This is a genomic window from Actinoplanes sp. CA-030573, from assembly GCF_050951115.1.
GTDB lineage: Bacteria > Actinomycetota > Actinomycetes > Mycobacteriales > Micromonosporaceae > Actinoplanes.
The window spans coordinates 351,917-368,335 of sequence record NZ_CP192038.1 but is presented as its reverse complement, the minus strand read 5'-3'; the positions used below and the strand labels follow the sequence as shown (position 1 = coordinate 368,335).

The window sequence follows — 16,419 nt, the reverse complement described above, 5'->3', positions numbered from 1 at the left end:
TATTGCGCGGGTCCGACAGTTTCGAACTTCGCGGTGCGATGTACGGCGATCATCCGGAGGGTTATCCACAGAGGACAACTGGCCGTAGCGGAGGTGTCACGCTTCCGGGTACGGTCTGGTCCCGGAAAGCGACGAGGCGCTGACGCAAGGTGAGGAGCCTGGGGCATGGCGCGCGAGATCGACGAGGCGTGGATCGATGAGGCGATCGATCGGTACCGGCGCCTTGATCAGTTGCGCGGCGAGTTCGACAAGGCCGTCGCGTCGCATTCCGTGTCGGTGCATTCGCCGGACGATTCGATCGAGGTGGTGGTCACGGCCGCCGGGGAGATCACGGACGTACGCATCTCGGGCTCGCTGCAGCATCGCAGCGCCGCCGAGCTCGCCCGCGAGATCCAGTCGGTGGTGACCACGGCCTCGGAGGCGGCCCGCTGGGCTCGGGCCAAGCTGCATGGCGAGATCTTCGGAACGCTGCACCCGCTGAAAGAGGACTGAGATGGACCACCTCGCCGACCGCCTCGACCGGGCGGCCGACACGCTGAGCACGGTCGACCGCCGCTTGCCGGCGCTGGCCGTCACCGCGACGGCCTTCGGAGCCGACGACGCCGGCGTCCCCGGCCGCCTGGGGCGCGCGTTGCACGCCCGCTGGCAGGCCGTCATCGATGCCCGAGCCCGCGAGGCGGCCGGCCTGGCGGGCCGCCTGACCGACGCCGCCTCGTCGGTGCGGGCTACGGCCCACGACTACGTCGCAACCGACGACACCGTCCGCCGGCGCCTCGAGCGGGAGCGGTGATGGACCGGCTCGACGAGGTCCTGGCCGTCGCGCTGCCGTTGCTCCGGCGGGTCGACGAGCTGCTCGGCAGCGAGGGCGCGCCGCCCGAGCACGCGCTCTGGGATCAGCTCCGGCGGGTGCGGCTGCTGCCCGGCGACGCGGTCCGGGCGGTCGCGGCGCTGCGGCCCGACGCCTTCGACGACGCGGTGCCGGCGCTGCGGGCCGACGCCCGGGCATGCGCCGAGGTGGCGTCCGGCCTGCCTCCCCCGGGCGACGACTGGAGTGGGGAGGCCGCCGATGCGTACACCGACCTGCGCACCCGGGTGGCCAGCCACCTGAGCGGCGACGAGGAGAGTCTGGACGAGCGCTTGGAGGCGTCGGCCGACCTGGCCCAGGCCCTGATCGACTGGATGGCCCAGGCGAGGGCTGCCGTGGCGACGGCGCTGGCCGAGGTCCTGGCGTCGAGTGAGGCGCTGAGCCTGACGACGTCCTCCGACCCACCGGCGGCCGCCGAGGTGGCCACTCACGTGCTGCGCGTGGTCGCCGACGCGTACGCCGAGGCCGACGACTTGCTGGAGGGCTCGGCCAACCTCGAGGTGGCGATCCCGATGTGAGCTCGACCCCGGGACGCGGGCGCGGCGCCGCATTCGGGTCTGCTGCCGAATACGACGCCGCGTCCTCCTGCACCCCCCGCAGGTGCTGCCTACTCAACGCCATCAATCGACCGTTGTCGCGGTCTTACTCCCGGGTAGAGACACTCGGCGGACGAGGAAGGCCCAACCGTCGGCGGCGCCTCGGCCCTCGGTGCATCGATACCTGTCCATTCGGACGATCCGCTTCCGGAACCGGCCGCTCGGCAGCCGGTCGCCCCGCGGCGACGAGCGGGGCGGCTCTGAGCGGGCGGGCCACGGACGGGCGGACCCGACCGGGAGTGGGCCGACCAAAGGCGGCCCGACCGGAAACGGCCGATTAGGGCGGCCGACCGGAGACGGCCCGACTTGGGCGGCCCGGCTGGGAGCGCCTATGAGCGGCGCGGTAACTAGCCAGGGCGAGTCCCGCTCCGGGAGCTGCTACGAGTGGGAGCGGCGGCGACGCAGGCCGAAGAGGACGGCGGCCACGCCGGCTACCAGCAACGCGGCGCCGCCGATGGCCAAGCCGCTCACCTGGGGGCCGGTGATCGGGAGCCCGGCCACCTCGCCGCCGGCGGCGCCACCGCTTCCGCCGGTTCCACCGGTTCCACTGGTTGGGGCGGACTCGGGAGCCACCGCGGCCGCCTCCAGCAGGCCGACCGAGACGGCGAGCGATTGGCTGGTGCCTCCGCGCTGGCCGTAGCCGGGCTTGGTGCGCCCATCCGACGTGGTGTTGCCACCGGGCTTGCCGTCGTTGGTGCCGTTGCCGTCGGCGCCCTTGCTGCCGTGGGCGCCCTTACTGTCTCCGGTGCCCTTGCTGCCGTAGGCGCCCTCACTGCCTCCGGCGCCCTCACTGTCTCCGGCGCCCTTGCTGGCGCCCTCCTTGCGGGCGCTGCCCTTGTCGACCTCGACGATCGACACCCTGAGCGCGGTGGCTCGGGCGGCTACGGCGTGGCCCCTGCGCGCCTGGCGGACGCCGCCCAGCTCGATGCGCAGGCGGGTGCCGTCGGACGCGGTGCCGGCCGACTCGGGGGTGGGGGCGGTGACCGTGGGCAGGCCGGCCACGTGTGGCAACGGCAGCGGGCGGCTCGAGTGCAAGCCGCGCATGCCCATCGCGTCGAGCACGCCCTCGGTCGCCTGGTCGCGGGCGGCCAGCGTGACGTCCACGTGGTCGCCGACGGTGTTCAGGCGCTTGGTGGCGATGCCGTCGCCGGATACCTCGACCTGCGCCGGCTGGTAGCGCACGTCGCCGCCCTCGGCCGACATGTCGGCGACCAGGGACGGCGCCTTCAGGATGCGTACCCGTACGCGGCCGCCGGCCAGCTCGACGCGGCCGGCCGTGATCGTTGCCGTCGCCACCGTGCGGGCGTTGCCGGCGTGACCCTCCAGGGCCGTCGTGCTCAGGGTCGCCGCCTTTCCGGGCATCCGGAACAGCGGGCCGCCGAGGATGCTCGCGCCGTTCACCGCGGCCTGCGCGCGCGACGCCTCGCCGGTCACCGACCCGCAGGCCATGCCGGCGTCCCAGCGCGCGAGCCCGGAAGCCTCGCCGGCGCCGAGCTTGAGCGGGCCCACCCGCCCGGCCGAGGTGGTGCGGGTCGCGGGCTTGGCGTGCGAAGGCGGCGCTACCTGCAGGACCGGCTTCGTCCACGCGGGCTTGCCATCGGCCTCACCATCGAGGGTGCGCGCCACCGCGGCCGACTTGACCGAGGCGGTGGCGATCAGCGCCGTACGGGCCTCGCCGACACCCACCTCGCCGAGAGTCACCGCCTTGCCGTCCGCCGCGCCGCTCTCGCCCGCACTGCCGTCCGCCGCGCCGCCCTCGCCCTCATTGCCCGCCTTGCGCGCCGCGCCGCCGCCGATCCCCGACGCGGGCCGCGAAGAACCGGGCATCGCGCCCCCGCCGCCCTGGCCACCGGTGGCGCCTTGGCCGCTCTCGTCCGCCGACTCGGCACCTCCACCGCCCTGGCCTGCGGCACCCTGACCACCCTCGCCCGTCGCCGCCTCCGTGGCCGGCTCGGCATCGCCGGACTCGCCGACCGGGATGGCGCCGGCCTGCGGGAGGATCGAGCCGTTCGGGAAGATCTGGTGCAGGATGGCGACGCCGGTCTCGCCGATCGACTCGCTGGGTGAGTCGCTGTCCTCGCCGTTGTGGTCGGTCGGGTCGAAACCCGTGCCATCGGTGGGGGCCAGGCCGGTCGCGCGGAGCGTCCGGGCCGTCGCCGAGCCGTCCTTCGCCGACCCATGCTCACGGGTCACCGGCCGTTCGCCGCCGCTGCCGCCGCCGCGTACCTCCAGCCGATCGATGCGGAAGAGCTCGGCGCCGGACTGTGCGGCGTAGTTCTCGGCCCGTTCGCAGGGCGCGGGCGCGGCGAAAGCGGGCAGTGGCGCGGCGACCGAACCGGCGAATCCGATTGCTGCGACACTGGCGGCCAGCGACCTGGCGGGCTTCATGGCAGTTCCCTCCCGAAGTGTTCCGCGATGGGGCGGCGTCTACGGGTCTGCCCAACGATGGTCGATCTGGGCGGTTGCGACATATCTATGCGACAACCCCCGCGGGTACCTCAAAACCGGCATTTGGTACGGGCGGTGCGGCGTCGTAGTGTGTTCGGCATGGGCATGCTGTGCGCGGTCAGCTTCAACCGGTACGGCCGTCTCTACTACCTCGATCCGGGTGAGTTCTCGCCGCAGGTCGGCGACCGGGTGCTCGTGCCTACCGACGACGGCCCCGAGGTGGCGGAGTGCGTCTGGGCGGCGCAGTGGGTGGACGAGGACACCGGCGGTTTCCCCAAGGTCGCGGGCCTGGCGGCCGACGACGACCTCCGCCGCGACGAGCTGCTGCGCAAGCGCAAGGCCGAGGCCAAGGTCGCCGCCAAGAAGCTGATCAAGGCGCACGACCTGCCGATGAAGGTGGTCGCCGTCGATCACGTGCTGGACCAGGCCGGCTCGGGCGGGCCGCGCACGACGATCTACTTCACGGCGCCGCACCGGGTCGACTTCCGGTCGCTGGTGCGCGACCTGGGCGCGACCCTGCACTGCCGGGTCGAGCTGCGCCAGCTGTCGGCCCGCGACTCGGCCCGGGTGCAGGGCGGCATCGGCTCCTGCGGTCGCGACCTGTGCTGCGCGACGTTCCTGACCGACTTCGAGCCGGTGACCATCCGGATGGCAAAGGACCAGGACCTGCCGCTCAACCCGCTGCGCATCTCCGGCGCGTGCGGACGGCTCATGTGCTGCCTTAAGTACGAACATCCGCTATATCAGAAATTTCAGGCATCGGCGCCGGCCGTCGGCACCCGGGTCACCACACCGGAGGGCGACGGGCGAGTCGTGGCCCACAGCGTCCCGCGCGACGAGGTTGTGGTGCGCATGGACGCCGACGGGTCTCGCTGCTCGTGCAGCCGGGCCTCGGTGTGCGGCCCGCGCCAGAGCCACGAGGAGCGCTACAACAGCTGACGCGCGCGGCCAAGCCCGGCGAGCGCCCGGAGAAGGGTGAGCGGCAAGCCCGACGGGCGAAACCCTCAGCGCACGACGATTGGTGGCTCGATGGGGTGGGCCACCAGCGGGTCCGCCGGCGTCAGCCACGATGCGTGCGGCTCGCCGTCCGGGTCGGGGGTCCACTTCTTGCAGACCTTGTCGATGCCGATGGGATGGATCGTCAGGGTGCCGTCGGCGGCGATGTGCAGGCGCAGGAAGCTTTTCGCGTCCTCGATGCCCTGGCCGGCGAAGAGCTCGTTGACGTTCACCTGAAACTGGCCGGCGATCAGCAGGTAGAGCGCGCACAGCTGGGTCGACAGGAAGCCGATGATCGGCCCGTAGATGACGGCGGCCACCACCAGCGGGCCGGGCCAGGGCCAGTCGTACGCCGGAAGCCGCAGCCACACCCAGGTGCCGAGGACGGCCAGCCCGATCTGCGCGAAGCCGTGCCCCAGGCCGAAAAGCCAATGCCGGGCGTGATGGGAGAACGAGGCGCCCGGCGGACGGGCGAACAGCACGGTGCCGGCCAGGATGATCACGACCATGAGGCCAAGCGGGATCGTGAACAGGCGCTGGATGCTGCCGCCCTGGCTGGCGGCGCCGGCCATGGCCAGCATGGTCAGCGTCTGGATGATGCCGAGCATGGTGGCGAAGCCCGGGTTGCGGGCCGGCACGCGCTTGAAGACGCCCCAGCTCATCCGCCGCGACGTGGCCGCGTCGGGGAAGCGGGAGACCAGGTCGTAGACCCGGCTGCGGCTCTTGTTGCGGGTCAGCGTCTCCTCCGGCGGCACGGTGATCTGCTCGGGCAGCTGATGGGTGGCCAGCAGGTAGGCCCCGCCGCCACCACAGGTGATCAGCTCGCGGTCCTCCCCCGAGTAGCGCGCATAGTGGTGCAGGTCGCCGGAGACGAGCACCCGCACGTGGGCGCCGGTCGGAGCCAGGATCGTGCGGATGAAGTAGTCGGTCGCGTCGTACTCCTCGGGGGCGTCGGCCGCCTTCACCCACTTCGGCGAGGGGGTGGCCAGGATGATCCGGTCCTCGGGGCGGACATTGCGGGCCGCCTGCTCGAAATAGAGCAACTGCGGGTCATCGATGTACGCCCCGAACTGCTCGTCCATCGCGAACAGCCACCAGTCGCCGGGCAGCTTGACCGCGAAGTAGGAACGCCGCTGCTCGGTGCGCCAGCCGCCGATGTGGCCGTCCTTGCGGCGGGCGAACAGGCGCAGGAACGCGGTGAGCCCGTCATACCAGTCGTGGTTGCCGGGCAGCGCGAACAGGGCCGGTCGGGGCTGACCGGCCGGCGGCTCGGGCAGGGCCGCGCGATAGGGCCCTTTCGTCCGGCTCTCGTAACCGTCGCCGCTGGCCAGCGGGTAGACCTGGTCGCCGCCCATCATCAGCAGGCGCCCGCGGGGCAGCTCGACCCCGTCGATCTCGAGGCTCGGCTGGGCCAGCAACCAGGCCACCGAATAGGTCGCGTGGAAGCCGTCGCCGAGGTCGGCCACGTAGTCGAACCACATCTCGCCGTCCTCGGAGGCGGAGGTCGAGTGGTCGAACCACGCGTCGTCCAGCGAGTTCTGCAGCTCGCGCTTGTCGAGGTAGGCGCCGAAGAGGACGGCAAGCAGCGCCCGCAGCCCGGTGTTGAGCAACAGCAGCGGCGCGAGCCAGCCCACCGGGCGCTGCGGTGTGAAGCCCAGCTCCCGCGGCTCCATGCTGCGGGGCCGGGGCGGGAGGACAGGCTCGGCCTCGACGGGCCGCGGGTGGACGTCGGTCACGCCAGGCACATTAGTCCCGGGGTGCGACAGAACACACGGGCGCCGGTGGGGTATCCCGCTGCGGAGGACCCGGTCGGATCCCGTACACTTATGCCTCGTTGCCGCCTTAGCTCAGTCGGCTAGAGCGACGCACTCGTAATGCGTAGGTCGACGGTTCGATTCCGTCAGGCGGCTCCATCACGAAGGCCCAGGTCACCGACCTGGGCCTTCGTCGTTCAACGGCGGTTCGGCGGCTCGTCCTCGACCCCGAGGACCTCGGCCATCTCCTCGAGAGCCTCGGATTCACGCAGGTCGGGAGCGTCGAGGTTCGGGCCCGGCGGTACGGCCGTGGAGGCGGGCGCGGGCGGCACGTGCGGCGCTGCCAGCATGCCCGAGAGGCGGGCGGAGACGGCGGATCCGATCTCGTCGGCCGGGCGGGCGGCGTCGAGGACCAGGTAACGCTTCGGGTCGGCGGCGGCGAGGTCGAGGAACGCGTACCGGACCCGCTCGTGGAAGGCGCGCGACTCGCTCTCCAACCGGTCCTGTCCCTGGCCACGAGAGTCGACCCGGCTGAGGCCGACCGTAGGGTCGACGTCCAGCAGCACGACCAGATCGGGCTTCAGGCCGCCGGTCGCCCACGAGGAGAGCCACGAGATCTCGGATACCGGCAGCGTGCGGCCGGCACCCTGGTAGGCCAGCGACGAGTCGACGTACCGGTCGCTGATGACGACGGCGCCGCGGGCGAGGGCCGGACGCACGACGGTGGCCACGTGGTGGGCGCGGTCCGCCGCGTACAGCAACGCCTCGGCGCGCGGAGCCGGCGCATTGCCCTTGTCCAGCACCAGGCTGCGGATGCGGGCGCCGAGCGGGGTCGCGCCGGGCTCGCGGGTCACCACCACGTCGTGCCCCTCGGCCTCCAAGACCGAGGCGAGGCGGGCGAGCTGGGTGGACTTGCCGGCGCCCTCACCGCCTTCGAAGACCACGAAGACGCCGGTACGCAGGAAGTCCTCGGCCGGTGCGAGCGGCCGGCCGCGGATCGACCCCCAGAGATCGGCCAGCACCGGGACGCCGCGCTTGTCGTCCATCTGGCGGAACGACCCGATGCCCACCCAGATGCCGATCGCGCCCGCCACCAGCAGCACGATGCGCGTCGTGGAGACGTCCACGCTGAACGCGCCGAGGTCGATCCGGCGGGAGCTGCCCAGGCCGACGATGAAGCCGGCCAGCGTGATGGCCAGCAGCAGGACCATCCGGACGCCGATCTGCACCACCGCGAAGACCCGGCCCCGCACCGCGTCGTCCACCTCGCCGTAGAGCAGCGTGGTGCCGGCCAGGAACGCCATGCCCGCGCCCGCGCCGACCAGCAGCGCGCCGACCAACGCCATGGACAGGTGGAAGGCGATGCCGAGGAACATCACCGAGCCGCTGGCCAGCACGATGCTCATGCCGAACCAGCGGCGCCGGGACAGCTCGCGGATGATCATCGGGCCGAGGCCGATGCCGACCGCGAGGCCCATGAAGATCACGCCGAAGAGCAGGTAGAACGCGGCCTCGCCGGCGCCGAGCGAGGTGGCGAAGGTCTTGGCCGCGCCGATCACCACGCCGCCGGCCGCGAACGCGCCGAAGATGCCCAGGACCAGGCCGCGTACGAGCGGGGTGCTCCCGATGTACTTCCAGCCGTCCAGGAACTGGCGGAACATGCTCTGCTGCGCCTCGCGCTGCCGCTCCGCGCTCTTGCCGCCGATCTCCTTGATGCCGAAGAAGACGGTCAGCGCGGTGGCGAGCCGGGACAGGGCGTTGATGTAGAGCGCCAGCTGCACCGGCTGGGCCCACTCCGGCAGTGTCACCCCGGACTGCTGCACACCCGCGGTGAGGGCGGAAAGCGCCAGCGCGGCCAGGATCGGCGTGATCCCATACGTGGTGACCAGGGTGAGCTGGTTGGAGATCTCGATCCGCGACTTGGGGATCAGGTTGGGTACCGCGGCCTCCTTGGCCGGGATCCAGATCAGCGTGATCGTCTCGCCGATGAAGGTGGCGATCGTGGCCCAGGCGACGGTCTCCGCGGGCGAGGCGCCGAGCAGCGGCACGATCGGGATCGAGCCGTAGAAGACGAACCGCAGCAGGTCGGTGATGACCATCGTGTAGCGACGGTCGAACCGGTCGGCGAAGACACCGGCGATCGGTCCCAGCAGCAGGGCCGGCAGCAGGCGTACGGCAATGGTGCCGCCGAACGCCGCACCCTGGCCCGCGCTGCTCTGGAACTGCGCCGCCGCGAAGATGCCCGTGGCGAGGAGGCCGATCCAGTCGCCGAAGGAGGCGAGGCTCAGGACCAGCCAGAGCCGGCGGAACGGCCGGATCCGCAGGACGGAGCGCAGCGCGGCGAACCCCGACAAGTCGATAGGTCCGGTTTCGCGCGTTTCGGTGTCGATGTCCGTACCTCCCGTGTCCCCTGCCAGGGAGCACTCTAACCGGCCGCCCCGACCGGCCCGGTTTCGCACGTTCGGGTGGCGGATAAATGAATGTCTTTCGCATTGCCGGACGGAGGCGCTACCGTGCTGGCGTGATTGCCGACCGCAACAAGCTCAAGCAGCGCCTCGACCGGGCGACCGGCCATCTCGAGACGCCGATCGCGGCGGTCGACCTGGCGGCGTTCGACGACAACGCCGCTCAGCTGGTCAGGCGGGCCGGCGGCAAACCGGTCCGGGTCGCCAGCAAATCGGTACGCTGCCGGGAGCTGATCGAACGGGTGCTGGCCAAGCCGGGCTGGCACGGCGTCATGGCGTACACGCTGCCCGAGGCGATCTGGCTGGTCCGGGCGGGCGTGACCGACGACGTGCTGCTGGCGTACCCGACCGTGGACCGGACGGCGATCGCGGAGCTGACCGGCGACCCCAAGCTGGCGGCGGCCATCACGATCATGGTCGACCACCCGTCGCACCTGGACGTGGTCGACCAGGTGACCTCGCCCGGCAAGCGGCCGGAGGTACGCCTTTGCATCGACCTCGACTCGTCCTGGAAGCCCGGTCCACTGCACGTCGGCGTGCGCCGCTCCCCCGTGCACTCCGCCGCCCAGGCCTCGGCGCTGGCCCGGCGCCTGGTCGCGCGGCCCGGCTTCCAGCTGGTCGGCCTCATGTCGTACGAGGCCCAGATCGCCGGCGTGGGTGACGCGCCGCCCCGCCAGGCCCTGCGCGGCAGCGCCATCCGGCTCATGCAGTCCCGGTCCTACCCGGAGATCGTCAAGCGCCGGGCCGAGGCCGTCGCCGCGGTACGCGAGCACGCCGACCTCGAGTTCGTGAACGGCGGCGGCACCGGCAGCGTGGCCGTCACCAGTGCCGACCCGGTGGTCACCGAGGTCACCGCCGGTTCCGGTCTCTACGGGCCGACGCTCTTCGACGCGTACCGGCAATGGCAGCCGACCCCCGCCGCGTTCTTCGCGCTCTCGGTCGTGCGCCGGCCGGCGCCGCGCATCGCCACCGTGCTCGGCGGCGGCTGGATCGCCTCCGGCCCGGCCGAGCGTTCCCGCCTCCCGCAGCCCTACCTACCGGAGGGGCTGCGGTTCAAGCCCGACGAGGGCGCCGGCGAGGTGCAGACGCCCCTGCTCGGAGCGGTCGCCGACAAGCTCCGGCCCGGTGACCGGGTGTGGTTCCGGCACGCGAAGGCCGGCGAACTGTGCGAGCACGTCAACGAGCTCCAGCTGATCGACGGTGCGACAGCGACGCCGGCCCCGACCTATCGCGGAGAGGGCCATGCCTGGCTGGGCTGACCGGCAGCGGCTAGGCGGTGACGTGGCGGTGCAGGTACTCCCGGATCAGCGCCTTGGCCTCGGTCAGCACCGCCTCGTCGCCGGTGGTGTCGCGCCGGAACGCCAGCTTGATCAGCGCGTCCGCCGCCTCGACCGAGATCTGCAGCGCGAACCGCAGGCGCGCCCGGTCCATCAGCTGGAACTGGTCGACCAGCAGCTCGGCCAGCCGGTCGGCGATCACCGCGTTGTTGTCGCGCTCGATGTCCAGCAGATGCACGTCCACCACGTCGCCGAAGTGCAGCGTCCGGAAGCCGGGCACGCTGCGGTGCATCTGGATGTAGACGTCGATGGCCGCGTCGACGCCGTCCCACCAGTGGGCGAACGTCTCGCTGCCGAAGCGGGCGGAGAGACCCTGCAGGTAAGCGTCCATGTTGCGCATGGCCAGGGCCTGCACGATCGCCCGCTTGTCGGGGAAGAACTGGTAGACCGAGCCGATGGCGACCTCGGCTCGCTCGGCGAGCAACGTCGTGGTCAGGCCCTCGTAGCCCACCTCATCGACGAGCTCGGCGCAGGCGTCGAGCATGCGCTGGACCCGGGCAACGCTTCTGCCCTGCACCGGGACCCGCCGCAGCGGCCCGGTGGTGACGGTTGGTGTCGACACGCGTCGCCACTCCCTCTCAGCAGTGATAATCGGAACGTTACTCGGATCAACGAGCGAGAGGCATCGACGGGACGCGGAGGACACTCCACACGCCCAGTTTTGTGCGACTGTCCGCTCGTACGGAGGACAAAGCCATAATGACGACCCCCGTGATCGCCCGCCGCTGGACCAACTGGGGCGGCAACCAGCACGCTCTCGCGACCGACATCCTGACTCCTGGCACTGTCGACGAGCTCGCGGCCCAGGTCAAGGAAGCGTCCGGTTCCGGACGCCAGATCAAGGCGGTGGGGAGCGGGCACTCGTTCACCGCCATCGCCGTGGCCACCGATCAGCGGCTCTTCCTGCACCGGCTCGCCGGGCTGGTGTCGATCGACGGGCCGCTGGTGACCGTGCAGGCCGGCATGCCGCTGCACGCCCTGAACGCGCTGCTCGCCGAGCACGGCCTGGCCATGCCCAACCTCGGCGACATCGACCAGCAGACCGTCGCGGGGGCGATCTCGACCGGCACGCACGGCACCGGCGCCGGGCACTCCACGCTGGCCTCGTGCGTGGAGGGTGTCAAGTTGGTGACCGGCTCGGGCGAGGTGCTCGAGGTGACCAAGGACGACCCGATCTTCCCGGCCGCGCGGCTCGGGCTCGGGGCGCTGGGCATCCTGGTCGAGGTGACGCTGCGCTGCACCGAGGCGTTCACGCTGCTGGCCGACGAGCGGCCGATGGCGCTGACCGACGTGCTGGCCGGCCTCGACGAGTGGATCCCGGCCAACGAGCACGTCGAGTTCTACTGGTACCCGTACACCGACCGGGCCCAGCTGAAGATCAACAACAAGGTCCCGGCCAACGACCGCCCGCTCTCCCGCTTCCGTGGCTGGATGGACGACGAGTTCCTGTCGAACACGCTCTTCGGGGCGGTCTGCCGGCTGGGCAAGGCGGTGCCGGCCACGGTCCCGGGCATCTCGGCGGTCGCGGCCCGCGCGCTCACCGCGCGGACCTATACCGAGCGATCCGACCGGGTCTTCTGCACGCCGCGGCGGGTGCATTTCACCGAGATGGAGTACGAGATCCCGCGTGCCGCCCTGCCCGAGGTGATCGAGGCGCTGCCCCGCGTGATCGAGGGGCTGCCGTTCAAGGTCCAGTTCCCGGTCGAGGTCCGCTTCACCGGGCCGGACGACGTCTGGCTCTCGCACGGCTACGGCCGCGAGTCCGCCTACGTGGCCGTGCACCAGTACACCGGGGTCGACCACGAGCCGTACTTCCGGGCCGTCGAGGCGGTCTGCCAGCCGCTCGGCGGCCGCCCGCACTGGGGCAAGCTGCACTACCGCTCGGCCGCGGACCTGCGCCCGGTCTACGAGAAGTTCGACGACTTCGTGGCCGTGCGCGACCGCCTGGACCCGGCCCGGGTCTTCACCAACGACTACCTGGACCGGGTGCTCGGCGCGTAACGCCTACTCGGCGGCGGCCGTCGCCTTCTTGGGCGCGGCCTTCTTCGCCACCGCCTTCTTGGCCGGCGCCGCCTTCTTCGCGGCCGCCTTCTTGGCCGGCGCCTTCTTGCCGGCGGTCCCGGCGGCCGGCTCGGCGTTCTTGGCCGGGGCCTTCTTGGCGGCCGCCTTCTTCTTCGGCGCCGGACCCTTCGCCCGCTTCTCGGCCAGCATCTCCGACGCCTGCTCGACGGTGAGCTCCTCCGGCGTCTGGCCGCGGCGCAGGGACGCGTTGTACTCGCCGTCGGTCACGTACGGACCGAACCGGCCTTCTTTGATGATCATCGGTTTCTCGGTGACCGGGTCGGGGCCCATCTCGCGCAGCGGCGGCTTGGCCTCGCGACGCTGCCGCGTCTTCGGCTGCGCGAGCAGGGCGAGCGCCTCGTCGAGGGTGACCGTGAACAGCCGATCCTCGTTCTCCAGCGACCGGAAGTCGTTGTCGCGCTTCACATACGGCCCATACCGGCCGTTCGCGGCGAGGATCTCGTTGCCCTCCGGGTCCTTGCCCAGCGTCCGCGGCAGGGTGAGCAGCTTGAGCGCCTGCTCCAGGGTCAGCGTCTCGGGCGACTGGCTGCGGAACAGCGAAGACTTGCGCTCGCCGGCCTGCACGTACGGTCCGAAGCGGCCCGACTTGAGCTGGACCGACTCGCCGGTCGCCGGGTCGTCGCCCAGGGAGCGCTCGCCTCCGCCGCCGAGGAAGAGCTCGTTCACCTTCTCGGGGGTCAGCTCGTCGGGCGCGACGCCCTCGGGAATCGAGACCCGGTCCTCCGGCCGCTCCTCGGTCGCGTCCGGAAGCTGACGCTGGAGGTACGGGCCGTAGCGGCCGACCCGGACCACGACTTGGCGGCCCTCGTCGTCGGTGAAGAGCGGGATCGAGTTGACCGAGCGCGCGTCGATGGCGCTCAGGTTCTCGGTCACCATCTTCTTCAGGCCGCCGGCGGCCGCGATCGTGTCGTCCGCCCCGGCCGTCTGGCTGCCGAAGTAGAAGGAGGTGAGGAAGTCGAGAGCCGCGTGGTCGCCGCCGGCGATGTCGTCGAGCTGGGTCTCCATGGCGGCGGTGAAGTTGTAGTCGACCAGCCGCGGGTAGTGCCCCTCGAGCAGGCCGATGACCGCGAACGCCAGGAACGACGGGATCAGAGCCTGACCGCGCTTCTCGACGTAGCCCCGGTCCTGGATGGTCCGCATGATCGACTCATAGGTCGACGGGCGGCCGATGCCCAGCTCCTCCAGCGCCTTGACCAGCGAGGCCTCGGTGTAGCGGGCGGGCGGCGAGGTGTGGTGCCCGGCCGCAGCCAGCTCCTCGGCGGTCAGCGGCTGGTCCTTGACCAGGGTCGGCAGGCGGCGCTCGGCGTCCTCGGCCTCGGCGTTCTCGTCGTCGGACGACTCGACGTAGGCGCGCAGGAAGCCGGGGTCGGTGATCGTCTTGCCGGACGCGGCGAAGTCGACCTCCTCGCCCGAGGTGGAGATCGCACGGATCCGGACGCTCACCGAGTTACCGACGGCGTCGGTCATCTGGGAGGCGATCGTGCGGCGCCAGATCAGCTCGTACAGCTTGAACTCGTCGGTCGACAGCTCGTTGGCCACCTCGCCCGGCGTGCGGAAGTTGTCGCCGGCGGGCCGGATCGCCTCGTGCGCCTCCTGCGCGTTCTTCACCTTGCCGGTGTAGCGGCGGGGCTGCGGCGGCACGTTCGACTGGCCGTAGAGCTCGGCGATCTGCCGGCGGGCCGCGGTGAGCGCGGTCTCCGACAGGTTGACCGAGTCGGTACGCATGTAGGTGATGTAACCGTTCTCGTACAGCCGCTGCGCGGTGCGCATCGTCTGCGAGGCGGAGAACCGCAGCTTGCGGGCGGCCTCCTGCTGCAGCGTCGAGGTGATGAACGGCGCGTACGGGCGGCGGCGGTACGGCTTCTCCTCGACCCGGGTGACCCGGAACGGCCGGTCCTCGAGACGGGCGGCCAGCCCACGGGCGCCGGCCTCGTCGAGGTGCACCACGCCGGCGCCGGGCTTGACCCGGCCGGTGGTGGGCTCGAAGTCCTTGCCGGTCGCGATCCGGTCGCCGTCGAGGGCGATCAGCGTCGCGTTGAAGTTGCGCGGCCCCTCAACCTGCCCCTGCACGGCCAGGGTGGCCAGAATGTCCCAGTACTCGGCGCTGCGGAACGCCATGCGCTGCCGCTCGCGCTCGACCACGATGCGCGTCGCCACCGACTGGACCCGCCCGGCGGAGAGGCGGGGCATCACCTTCTTCCACAGGACCGGGCTGACCTCGTAGCCGTAGAGCCGGTCGAGGATGCGCCGGGCCTCCTGCGCGTCGACCAGGTCGCGGTCGATGTCGCGCGGGTTGGCCACCGCGGCCTGGATGGCCGGTTTGGTGATCTCGTGGAAGACCATCCGCTTGACCGGGACCTTGGGCTTGATCGTCTCGACCAGGTGCCAGGCGATCGCCTCGCCCTCGCGGTCCTCATCGGTGGCGAGGAAGATCTCGTCGACCTCCTTCGCCAGCTTCTGCAGCTTGGCGATCTGTTGCTTGCGGTCCTGGGAGACCACGTAGAGCGCATGGAAGCCGTTGTCGACGTCGACGCCCAGCCGCGCCCACGACTCGCCCTTGTACTTCGCGGGCACGTCGGCGGCGTTACGCGGCAGGTCGCGGACATGGCCGAAGGAGGCCTCGACGAAATAGTCGGGGCCTAGGTAACCGGCGATCGTCTTGGCCTTCGACGGGGACTCGACGATGACCAGACGGGTCGTCCTGGTGTCACTCGGCACGGCACTCCCAAACTTCAAACTCTCAGCGCTGCGTCATCCGGATCGGCGCAGCGCAGACTTTCAACGTAACGCGCCGGGGTAGCACACATTCCCCGGGAACCCGGGACTCGGATGGTAACGGTCCGGCCACCGCATGCGTCCGACGGCGACACCGTACACCGGGAACGTACGGTCGTGTCGCACACAATCCAGGAAGATCACGCACCCGCGCCGCCGGGCCACCCTTCCTCGGGCGCGGCGCCGGGCCGTTCGCCGACCAACTCGGCAAGCCGCCGGAGGCGTCGCTTGCCCACTATTAGATAGTGTCGCCCGTCGTCCGAGGCGCGCCCGGCCAAACCGGCCCGGACCAGGGCGGCATCGATCGCGACCAGGTCTTTGTGGGGGTCGAGGCCCAGGGCGTAGCCGCCGGCGACCGGTTCACCGGCCGCGGCGACCCAGAGACGAAGGCGCGGCCCGGAGAGAAACAGCTGGGCGGTCGCCTCGGGCCAGGCGCGGGCAAGGGCGTTCAATCGACTGGAGTACGCCGTGAGCACCTCAAACCTGGGCCGGCGCTCCGGTTCTGCCGGTTTATCTGATGGTTCGTCCCCTTCTGTCTCTTTGTTAAGTGCCCTTTCCGTGTCGGGCGGTCGCCGACCGGCCGTGAGAGAGAGCTCCCCTGGGACAGGAAGGAGCCGGCCGGCGCCCGGATCTTGGTGATCTCTCCGGCCATCCTCCACAAGATCGCCGCCGGACGGCTCATCCGCAGCGGAGGAGTCAGGCCACTCGTCGGGGTCGGGATAGACGTCGTCGAACGGGTCACCGGCCGGCTCGATCTCGGCGGGCTCCGGCCGTACCGGCTGCTCCTGATCTTGATCGTGAAGTGGCCGCCACTGGACCGTGAGACCGCGTATCACCAGCTCGGCGACCAGCACATGGACGCGCCACGCGGCATCGACCTCGACCGAGACGCGAGCCGTGCCGCCCATCCGCCCCAGCCGGCCGGGACCGGCGAGAAGACCGGCGAGATCGGCGGGCGACGGCTCGGTCGTCTCGGCGCCGAAGAAGGGGAGCTGACGGCCCGGATCGGCATGATGCGGACGCGGGAGCGGGCGGCGCTTGACCGCCGGAACCGGCGCCGGCAGCACCTCGCGCGGGATCAGCGGCCACCCCGTCTCGCTC

The 16,419-nt window shown here is 71.4% G+C and carries 12 protein-coding genes and 1 tRNA gene; 7 read left to right on the top strand and 6 right to left on the bottom strand.

All coding sequences use genetic code 11. The features are described 5' to 3' along the window. Window positions 1-165 precede the first annotated feature (165 nt). From ACQP2F_RS01695 to ACQP2F_RS01685, 3 genes are read left to right on the top strand one after another with little or no spacing between them, the layout of a single operon-like run. The gene (locus ACQP2F_RS01695) at window positions 166-492 is read left to right on the top strand and encodes a YbaB/EbfC family nucleoid-associated protein (RefSeq protein WP_433299954.1); all 327 of its coding nucleotides are present in this window, start codon (window positions 166-168) and stop codon (window positions 490-492) included. 1 nt (window position 493) lies between these two features. Next, complete coding sequence (locus ACQP2F_RS01690; protein ID WP_433299952.1) at window positions 494-790, top strand: hypothetical protein; 297 nt, start codon at window positions 494-496, stop codon at window positions 788-790. Then, window positions 790-1,383 (top strand): hypothetical protein, encoded by a 594-nt coding sequence (locus ACQP2F_RS01685; RefSeq protein ID WP_433299950.1) that lies wholly within the window; start codon window positions 790-792, stop codon window positions 1,381-1,383. The genes ACQP2F_RS01690 and ACQP2F_RS01685 overlap by 1 nt, the downstream gene beginning before the upstream one ends. Window positions 1,384-1,839: 456 nt before the next feature. Here ACQP2F_RS01685 and ACQP2F_RS01680 read toward each other — a convergent pair whose 3' ends face one another. Then, window positions 1,840-3,849: a hypothetical protein gene (locus ACQP2F_RS01680; RefSeq protein ID WP_433299948.1), complete on the bottom strand. Its 2,010-nt coding sequence runs from the start codon at window positions 3,847-3,849 to the stop codon at window positions 1,840-1,842. Between the two features lie 159 nt (window positions 3,850-4,008). On the opposite strand from ACQP2F_RS01680, the gene ACQP2F_RS01675 reads away from it, so the two are divergent. After that, window positions 4,009-4,848: a PSP1 domain-containing protein gene (locus ACQP2F_RS01675; protein WP_433307305.1), complete on the top strand. Its 840-nt coding sequence runs from the start codon at window positions 4,009-4,011 to the stop codon at window positions 4,846-4,848. A gap of 65 nt (window positions 4,849-4,913) precedes the next feature. On the opposite strand, the gene ACQP2F_RS01670 is transcribed toward ACQP2F_RS01675, so the two are convergent. Then, on the bottom strand, window positions 4,914-6,641 hold the full coding sequence (locus tag ACQP2F_RS01670; RefSeq protein WP_433299946.1) for a metallophosphoesterase: 1,728 nt from the start codon (window positions 6,639-6,641) through the stop codon (window positions 4,914-4,916). 100 nt (window positions 6,642-6,741) lie between these two features. On the opposite strand from ACQP2F_RS01670, the gene ACQP2F_RS01665 reads away from it, so the two are divergent. Continuing rightward, window positions 6,742-6,818: transfer RNA gene (locus ACQP2F_RS01665), tRNA-Thr, on the top strand. A 38-nt stretch (window positions 6,819-6,856) separates the two neighbouring features. Here ACQP2F_RS01665 and tmk read toward each other — a convergent pair. Next, on the bottom strand, window positions 6,857-8,977 hold the full coding sequence (gene tmk, locus ACQP2F_RS01660; RefSeq protein ID WP_433307303.1) for a dTMP kinase: 2,121 nt from the start codon (window positions 8,975-8,977) through the stop codon (window positions 6,857-6,859). 203 nt (window positions 8,978-9,180) lie between these two features. Between tmk and ACQP2F_RS01655 the strand changes: the two genes are divergently transcribed. Continuing rightward, entirely contained in the window at window positions 9,181-10,383 is a 1,203-nt protein-coding gene (locus ACQP2F_RS01655) for an amino acid deaminase/aldolase (RefSeq protein ID WP_433299944.1), read from the top strand. A 10-nt stretch (window positions 10,384-10,393) separates the two neighbouring features. Here ACQP2F_RS01655 and ACQP2F_RS01650 read toward each other — a convergent pair whose 3' ends face one another. Beyond that, window positions 10,394-11,023, bottom strand: a complete 630-nt coding sequence (locus tag ACQP2F_RS01650; RefSeq protein ID WP_433299942.1) for a TetR family transcriptional regulator — start codon at window positions 11,021-11,023, stop codon at window positions 10,394-10,396. A 137-nt stretch (window positions 11,024-11,160) separates the two neighbouring features. Here ACQP2F_RS01650 and ACQP2F_RS01645 point away from each other — a divergent pair, with 137 nt between their 5' ends. Continuing rightward, complete coding sequence (locus tag ACQP2F_RS01645) at window positions 11,161-12,462, top strand: D-arabinono-1,4-lactone oxidase (protein ID WP_433299940.1); 1,302 nt, start codon at window positions 11,161-11,163, stop codon at window positions 12,460-12,462. A 3-nt stretch (window positions 12,463-12,465) separates the two neighbouring features. On the opposite strand, the gene topA is transcribed toward ACQP2F_RS01645, so the two are convergent. Both topA and ACQP2F_RS01635 read right to left on the bottom strand, forming a co-directional pair. Beyond that, window positions 12,466-15,261, bottom strand: a complete 2,796-nt coding sequence (topA, locus tag ACQP2F_RS01640) for a type I DNA topoisomerase (protein ID WP_433299938.1) — start codon at window positions 15,259-15,261, stop codon at window positions 12,466-12,468. Window positions 15,262-15,458: 197 nt separating this feature from the next. Beyond that, a complete protein-coding gene (locus tag ACQP2F_RS01635; protein ID WP_433299936.1) occupies window positions 15,459-16,385 on the bottom strand; it encodes a hypothetical protein in 927 nt (308 codons plus the stop codon). Window positions 16,386-16,419: the final 34 nt, after the last annotated feature.